Origin of the sequence: Acidovorax sp. SUPP3334, assembly GCF_030159055.1 — a bacterium.
Classification (GTDB): Bacteria; Pseudomonadota; Gammaproteobacteria; order Burkholderiales; family Burkholderiaceae_C; genus Paracidovorax.
In genome coordinates, this window is sequence record NZ_BQXQ01000133.1 from 1 (window position 1) to 519 (window position 519).

Below are 519 nucleotides of genomic sequence, written 5' to 3' on the forward strand. Positions count from 1 at the left end.
TTCAGTTTGCGGGCGATCTGCGGGCCGCTGAGTTTGGCTTGCAGCAAGGCATGGATCGACATCCGATCAATCTGCGTGATATGCGAGTAGTGGGTTCCCATTTGGGCGGTACCTTACAGGTTGCGCCTTGTCGCACTTCAAACTTGAGGCCGCCAACTCGCGACGATTGTGGGCATGGCTAGAGCGGAGCCGTTGACCGCGAAGACACTTTTGGCAAAGCACTTGGAAAATGGTGGCGCGAATGTTCATGTCAACACGCTGCGGATTGCATTGAAAGGAGCTGGCTTTCTGTGGAAGCGCACCAGGCATTCGCTTCAAAAAAAGGAATGAAGACGCCTTCAAAAAAGCCGAAGTGGAGATTGAGTTGCTCAGAGCAAAAACCCAGACGGGTGTGAACCGCCCCGTGAATCCCGGAGGCTCCATTACTCGAGAAGATGGAGCCATGAGCAGAGCAAGCAAGTTCTCCCCGGAGATCCGGGAACGGTCGGTGAAGATGGTCCTGGAGCACGAGGGCGAGTA

Annotated in this window: 1 protein-coding gene; it reads right to left on the reverse strand. The window is 54.9% G+C overall.

The genetic code is table 11. The features are described 5' to 3' along the window. Positions 1–250: 250 nt before the first annotated feature. A partial coding sequence (locus AVHM3334_RS23810; protein WP_284415892.1) for a hypothetical protein occupies positions 251–519 on the reverse strand: 269 nt, incomplete at its 5' end.